The sequence below is a fragment of the Vibrio sp. 10N.222.46.A1 genome (genome assembly GCF_041473595.1).
Lineage (GTDB): Bacteria > Pseudomonadota > Gammaproteobacteria > Enterobacterales > Vibrionaceae > Vibrio > Vibrio tasmaniensis_A.
Genome location: NZ_JBFRSN010000017.1, coordinates 1 through 7,214, shown reverse-complemented (window position 1 = coordinate 7,214; position 7,214 = coordinate 1). Strand labels below are relative to the sequence as shown.

The 7,214-nt window shown below is 42.8% G+C and carries 7 protein-coding genes; 1 reads left to right on the top strand and 6 read right to left on the bottom strand.

The window, feature by feature from the left end:
• Window positions 1-610, bottom strand: a 610-nt coding sequence (locus AB4496_RS00760) for a DUF3306 domain-containing protein (protein WP_372130489.1), incomplete at its 3' end; no start/stop codon positions are given.
• Window positions 600-1,064, bottom strand: coding sequence for a DUF3305 domain-containing protein (locus AB4496_RS00755; RefSeq protein ID WP_009846734.1), 465 nt, complete (start codon window positions 1,062-1,064; stop codon window positions 600-602). The genes AB4496_RS00760 and AB4496_RS00755, both read right to left, overlap by 11 nt.
• Window positions 1,065-1,433: 369 nt before the next feature.
• Between AB4496_RS00755 and fdhD the strand changes: the two genes are divergently transcribed.
• Window positions 1,434-2,255: a formate dehydrogenase accessory sulfurtransferase FdhD gene (fdhD, locus tag AB4496_RS00750; RefSeq protein ID WP_009846735.1), complete on the top strand. Its 822-nt coding sequence runs from the start codon at window positions 1,434-1,436 to the stop codon at window positions 2,253-2,255.
• Window positions 2,256-2,498: 243 nt separating this feature from the next.
• Here fdhD and AB4496_RS00745 read toward each other — a convergent pair whose 3' ends face one another.
• The 4 genes from AB4496_RS00745 to AB4496_RS00730 form a co-directional block, all read right to left on the bottom strand.
• Complete coding sequence (locus AB4496_RS00745) at window positions 2,499-4,085, bottom strand: ABC-F family ATPase (RefSeq protein ID WP_372130487.1); 1,587 nt, start codon at window positions 4,083-4,085, stop codon at window positions 2,499-2,501.
• Window positions 4,086-4,377: 292 nt separating this feature from the next.
• Entirely contained in the window at window positions 4,378-5,064 is a 687-nt protein-coding gene (locus tag AB4496_RS00740) for a RimK/LysX family protein (RefSeq protein ID WP_102258009.1), read from the bottom strand.
• An 11-nt stretch (window positions 5,065-5,075) separates the two neighbouring features.
• Entirely contained in the window at window positions 5,076-6,260 is a 1,185-nt protein-coding gene (locus AB4496_RS00735; protein ID WP_102258008.1) for an amino acid aminotransferase, read from the bottom strand.
• A gap of 251 nt (window positions 6,261-6,511) precedes the next feature.
• On the bottom strand, window positions 6,512-7,214 hold a 703-nt coding region (locus tag AB4496_RS00730; RefSeq protein WP_372130485.1), incomplete at its 5' end, for an AraC family transcriptional regulator.

The window sequence follows — 7,214 nt, the reverse complement described above, 5'->3', positions numbered from 1 at the left end:
GGTTTTTATACAGTCCTTTTTCTTCACCCGCAATTTCGTCACTTTCACTGAGTTCTGACTCGGTCTCTTCAGCTTCATTAATAGAGTCATCAACCTCATCAATCAAAGTTTCTTCTTCATTATCAGCGACTTGTTCAGGTTCGTTTACTGTGTCTTCTTCTGTCTTGTCTTTTACCCAATCGCGAAGAGTTTCTGCAACTCCTTCAGACAGAGACTTCAAATTGCTGTAATCGTCGTCGTAATCATCTAAACCATCACGAACGTTGAACTCTTCTGAGAGGAATAGTTTACGCAATGCGGCTTTTTTTACGCTTTCAGAGGCTTCTGATACCAATAATTGGGCAACAGACAAATCTTCAGTGGCTTCTGGTGCGGGATCTTGAACGTCAGCAACATGAACTTCTTCATTGATTTCTATAGTTTCACTCTCTAAAGACTGAGGCGCTGCTGCTTCCATTTCAGACGAAAGATCAGCAGGCGAAATCTCAGAAGCTGAAGAATCAGAGGGAGTGAGTGCTGGTACTTCCAATGTTTGCTCTACTTCCAAAGGTTCGTCAGTGGATTCATCAAGCTTTCGTTGAGACCAACGGCTAAAGAAGTTAGTTGCCATTTGATCTTCCCGCGCCTTTGCGTTTCTTACGTCTTGTTTCTAATAACTCGCCATGACGACCGATGAATGCTTCCATCCAAGCCTGTACGGGCAAAGGAATGTCGTAGGAAAGTACTTGGTTGTCACCGTCCATGTATTGCCCTGCAACGGTTTGTGAGGCAGTAAGTAACTGAATGACGGGCTTAACATCAGAATCGACATTATCCATTACTAAGAAAAGCTTAGGTTGCTGAGAGCTTAGGTTGAATCGATAGTCTGTACGTTCATCTTTATGTAATTGAAGTAAACAAACGTCTGGGGCGTCATCTTCTGGTGACAATTCAAACCCCTTCAATTCCCATTGAGTGGTTACCCAGATACCTGTTTTGATCTCTTTCTCTATTCTTTGGACACCTATTGGCCAAGCTGCTTCTGTTTTTTCGTATTGTTCTTTGAATTCTTTTATCTCAGACATACTTCACCCAATTGATTTTCTTTGGCCTGAATGTGCTTAGGACATTTTGTACTTAGCTCAATCCTATAAGCGCTATAAAGCAATAAACACGCCAATACAGGTTAACTTCAATAGCGCATCTACAATGTTCGTCATCAAGTTGTCACTTAACGTTAGTCGATACTGGTTATTTCAGACAACTCCACTCGGTGAACTCCCATATTTTGCGCTATTTTAATCAAATGCTTCATGTTTTCCTGAATACCCGTTATTTTGGAATAAGATTTGCTTTAAGCATGAGTTAAAGAATCGATGAACAAGATCGGCGTTAGACCCTCTTGTTAACTTCTTATCTCTTTAAATCGCTATCTCATTAAGTAGGACGTGACTGTGGTAAAACCAAACATAATAAAAACTAGTGAAAACCCACTTCAAACAATCGAAGTTGAAGTGTTTGATGAATATGGTGAGAAGCTAACCAAACAGATCGCTTGTGAACGCCCTCTTACCGTCATGTTGAACTGGAAAGAGATCGTAACTCTGATGACGCTCGGCTCGCGTCCTGAATCTTTAGTCTTGGGTTATTTGAAGAACCAAAGCTTCCTTTCTGACCCTGAAGCAGTTGAATCTATCATCATCGATTGGGAAACCAGCTCTGCAGCGGTCATTACCAATGAAGATACGAGCCAGCTTGAGCAAGCGCTTAAGAAGAAGACGGTGACCTCTGGCTGTGGTCAGGGCACCATGTTTGGTAACGTGATGAAGCAGTTGGAAGATTACCAAGTGCCTCAGACCAAAATTAAGCAATCTGAAATTTACACGGCTTTAGAAGCACTGACTCATTACAACGACACGTACAAGAAAGCTGGCGCGGTACATGGTTGCGCTGTTTGCAAAGACGACAAGGTTCTATCGTTTGTTGAAGATGTTGGCCGTCACAATGCGGTAGATACGTTGGCTGGTGAGATGTGGCTTAACAAAGAGTCTGGTGAAGATAAGATTTTTTACACTACTGGCCGCCTGACTTCTGAAATGGTCATCAAAGTGGCGCAGATGGGTATTCCTGTTCTGTTATCACGTTCAGGCGTAACGCAAATGGGTTTAGACTTGGCTCAGCAATTTGGTATCACGACCATTGCTCGCGCTAAAGGCCTGCGTTTCCAAGTGTTCACTGGCGCAGAGAAGATTGAATTTGATGTGAAAGGTGAATAATCAGCAGTCGGAAAAAAGCGTAGGTTCGATTGGAGATTCACTAACCGCTTCTAATTGTAAAGTTCTGATGTAAAGAGTTAGTGACCCTTCAAGGATAGATACATAGAAACTTAGCTAGATACAAGATACAAAAACGCCGTCATGCTTTTCAGTATGACGGCGTTTTTAATTTTTAATTTTCGGTTTATAGCTTATGCCTGAATTTCCAACGCATTGAGTTGAAAACTAAGGCTAACTTAAAGCTTAGCCGCGTGCTTTCAAGAACTCAGCGTAAGTACCGCGGAAATCGTTGATCTTGCCATCTTTGATTTCAAGGATACGAGTTGCAAGCGAGTCTACGAACACACGGTCGTGAGATACGAAGAACAATGTGCCTTTGTAGTTCTCAAGAGCCAAGTTAAGCGCTTCGATAGATTCCATATCCATGTGGTTCGTTGGTTCGTCCATCACAAGCACGTTGATGTCTTGCATCATTAGCTTGCCGAATAACAGACGGTTCTTCTCTCCACCAGAACAGTTACGCGCTTTCTTGTTCGCATCATCAGCAGTAAACAATAGACGACCTAGAATACCACGTACCATAAGGTCATCGTGCTTCACTGTACGCCATTGTGAGATCCAATCGAAGATACTCAGATCGTTATCAAAGTCAGACGTGCTATCTTGTGGGCAGTAGCCTACTGATGCGTTTTCAGACCATTTAACGATACCTTCGTTTTGTTCTAGCTCTTGAACTAGGCATTTCAATAGTGTTGTTTTACCCACACCGTTCTCACCGATAACGGCAAGACGAGTACCCGCTTCAAGTAGCAAGTTACCACCAGCAAACAGTGTTTCGCCATCGAAGCCGTGACCAAGCTCTTTAAGTTCAAGTGCTTGACGGTGCAGTTTCTTACCTTCACCAAAATCAATAGATGGGCTCATACGGCTCGATGATTTCACTTCATCAAGCGTGATTTTGTCCATTTTCTTAGCACGTGAACTTGCTTGCTTTGCTTTAGATGCGTTAGCACCAAAACGGTTTACGAAATCTTGAAGCTCGCTGATCTCAGCCGCTTTCTTAGCATTGCTCGCTAGAAGTTGATCTCGAATCAAACCCGACGCTTCTAAGAAGTACTCGTAGTTACCCGGGTAAACACGTAGCTCGCCGTAGTCGATATCTGCCATATGTGTACATACAGAGTTAAGGAAGTGTCTATCGTGCGAAATGATGATCATTGTACATTTACGCTGGTTTAGCTCTTCAGCAAGCCAGTTAATCGTGTGAATGTCCAAGTTGTTGGTTGGTTCATCAAGAAGCAGGATATCTGGGTTTGCAAACAGTGCCTGTGCCAATAGCACGCGCAATTTCCAACCCGGAGCAACTTGTTGCATTAGGCCGAAATGAAACTCTTCTTCGATACCCGCTTGAATTAGGATATCACCAGCACGGCTTTCTGCTGTGTAGCCATCCATTTCCGCGAATTCACTTTCAAGCTCAGCGACTTTCATACCATCGTCTTCGCTCATTTCTGGCAAAGAGTAAATACGGTCACGTTCTTGTTTTACTTCCCACAGTTTTTTGTCACCCATGATTACTACATCGATAACGCTGTACTGTTCAAAAGCGAACTGATCTTGGCTTAGCACACCCAGTTTTTCTCCAGGAGTGATCGAAACGTTGCCCGAGCTTGGCGTCAATGCGCCACTTAGGATTTTCATGAACGTTGATTTTCCGCAACCATTGGCGCCGATCAAACCATAACGGTTTCCGTTACCAAATTTAGCAGAGATGTTTTCAAACAGCGGCTCTGCGCCAAATTGCATTGTGATGTTCGCGGTAGATATCAAAGAACTAATTCCTAAGCGTGTACTGACAGATAATTATTTGGCTATTTCAATTAGCCAAAATAAGAAGTACGAAAGTATGGATTAAACATAAAACGAAGCGCGGATTATATAGAGATCAGGATCACATTGTCGAGGTTAAACAGTGAACGAATGAAGAACAACGCACAATAAAGTGTATTTCGTCGTTTATTACATCATAAAAAGAAAAAATCCCCACTAATTCCATTAGTAGGGATTTCATTTCTCATCAATAAAAGCATCAGACTCTAATTCGAATAAATACCGATTGACGCTATTTAGTTACTTTTTTCTGAACGTATTTTTGACCAACATCGACAACGGCAACATCTCTAAAGAAGCTTCTCCCCAACAGAATTGGGAAAGAAAGATGCGTTCGATCTGCTAGCGTAAATTCAGTCTTATCTTTTAGATCGCCGATTTGAATTGAAGCGACAACAACAGCACGTCGTTGTGTACCTTCCGCGCTCGACTGCTTGATCTTAACCCAACGCTCTACCGGCAAGCTGATCTCTTCAGTTGTGATGCCGTCATGTTCAATTTTGAACTTAACCCAATCTTTACCGTCACGTTCGAAGTCAACAATATCAACGGCACTGATTGATGATGTTGTTGCACCTGTATCAACTCGTGCTTTAAACGCTTCTTTAAGACCAGGAACAAACACCCACTCCTCTTCGCCAAGAATCAGTTTGCCATCACTTGTCTTGGTTGGTTTTGCAGTCGGTTTTTGTTCAGGCTTTGGTTTCGCTTCTGGTTCCGTTGGTTTTACTTCTTCAGGCTTCTCTGTAGGTTCCGTTACTTTTTCGCCTTCCGTTGCGTCAGTCTTAGAAGAGTCATCGACAACAGGTTGTTCTACTTGAGGCTTTTGCTCTGGCTCGACAGGAACTTCAGTAGTTGTCGAACAAGCAAACAGGCCACCACTTAGCATTAAAACTACAATCGCTTTCCAATTATACATTCAGTCACCTTCTATTTTGAAACGTTGGCTATCGCTTTAGCCACATAAGGAATATGGGATTCAGAAAGGCCTGCGATATTGATGCGTCCATCACCAACACCATAGACTCCATATTCTTCACGTAGTTGATTCATTTGAGTTTCTTTAAAGCCTAGTACACTAAACATGCCTTTATGGCTTTCGATGAAGTCAAATTGTGACGTGTTGTAAGTATTTCGCAATTCATTACATAAACTTTGGCGCAGATTTAACAAACGTTGCTGCATTTCACTCAACTCTTGTTTCCAAATCGCCGTTAGTTCTTGATTCTGAAGAATTGTTTTAACCAACGCGGCACCATGATCTGGCGGCATTGTGTAAGTTGAACGAGCCAGCGTCAGTAGCTTACCTTTAGCATTGCCTACGTGTTCGCTGTTCTTACCGATAACGATCGCGGCACCCGTTCTTTCACGGTACAAACCGAAGTTTTTCGAACATGACGTCGTAATCAACATCTCTTCTACGTTGTTCGCCATATGTTGAAGACCTTTTGCGTCTTCTTCTAGGCCATCACCAAAGCCTTGGTAGGCAATATCAACAAACGGTAAGAAACCATTCTTTTGCGATAACTTAGTAATTTCCTGCCACGCTTCAAAATCAATGTCAGCACCCGTTGGGTTATGACAGCAACCGTGAAGAAGTACCACGTCTGATGGACCCGCTTTTGAAAGGTCGGCCAACATTTTAGCCGTATCAACTTGCTTCGTTTCAGGACTGAAGTAATTGTAGTATCGAACTTTTAAGCCCGCCGCTTCCATCACCGGTTTATGGTTAACGTAGCTTGGGTTTGAAATCCAAACCGTTGTGTCTGGTTGAGAGACTTTCATCAAGTCACCCAACATGCGAAGTGCACCACTTGCACCTGGTGTTTGAATCGCAGCAACGCGACCTATTGCAGAAGTCCCTTTAAGCAACAGATCAACCATGCTCTGGTTAAACTCTTCACAGCCTGCTAGGCCAACATAAGCTTTGGTTTTCTGTGTTTCAACAACGATATCTTGAGCCTTAGAGACGGCTTTCATGATCGGTGTTTCACCTTGGTCGTTTTTGTAAACGCCAATGCCTAAGTCGACTTTATCAGTGCGAGTATCGCCGCGGTAAGCGACAGACAGAGATAGAATTGGATCTAAAGTTGGTTTTGGTAGATGTGAAAACATGAAAGTCACAACCCTTTGAAATTCAAGTATGAGTTTCACGTTAACATTATCGTAGACAAATCAGAAACATTTTTTAATAGAAGCGCTTAGTTACCATTAGTAATTAGAAGTAATCAGAGATTGGTCATTTCAAACGGATAAATAGTGCAAATTTCAAACACCTAATAACCAATTGCACAATTCAAAGCGCTGTATTTCTATGTATCTTATGCTTCTATGTGTCTTATGTTTGCATGCGCCTATAAAGATCGCTATTGGGCACTTTGTTTGAATTGTCTTGGTGTCATTCCTGACCACGCCTTAAACCGAGTGCTAAAGTTAGCGGGATTTGGATATCCGACTATCTCACCAATGTGTTGAATCGACCAATCACTCGATCTAAGTAGCCGTGCAGCGTATTCCATTCTCATACGCATGATATGAGTCATAGGGCTGTGCGAGTAATAGCGCTGACACAAACGATGGAAGTGTGGCTCTGAGCACGGGAATAAGCTCGCGAGTTCATGAACGTTCCATTCTTTATGGAGCTGCTTTTGTACATTATCGAAAACGCGTCTTAAGCGGATCAAATTGCGCGACTGTTGCTGAGGCACTGGCGCATTAATCATGAACTCTATTTGGGCTACACTGTGAATCGCAATCGCTCCACCCAAATCGATGGGTAAGGCAATACTTCTCAACAACGTATGAATGCACGACGAGACGACTTCTGCCGCCGGAGACAGCGTATAACTCACTTCATCACTGACGACATTTTCCCATTGTTTATTAGGCGATAGAAAGATCCATGCGATCTGCCATGTTTCTTCTTCAATACCAAAACCGTTCTCAACGCCTGCAGGAACAGTAATGCAAGAGCCTGGTTCTAGAATGTAGCGACACCCTTCGCTTTCGAGCCATCCCTTACCTCTCACGGTATACAGCAACATGTGTTTTTGTTGGTTCTTACGATAC

Coding starts and splice junctions, on each gene's coding strand:
- AB4496_RS00755 (WP_009846734.1), bottom strand. CDS start 1,064: ATGTCTGAGATAAAAGAATTCAAAGAACAATACGAAAAAACAGAAGCA.
- AB4496_RS00740 (WP_102258009.1), bottom strand. CDS start 5,064: ATGTATAATTGGAAAGCGATTGTAGTTTTAATGCTAAGTGGTGGCCTG.
- AB4496_RS00735 (WP_102258008.1), bottom strand. CDS start 6,260: ATGTTTTCACATCTACCAAAACCAACTTTAGATCCAATTCTATCTCTG.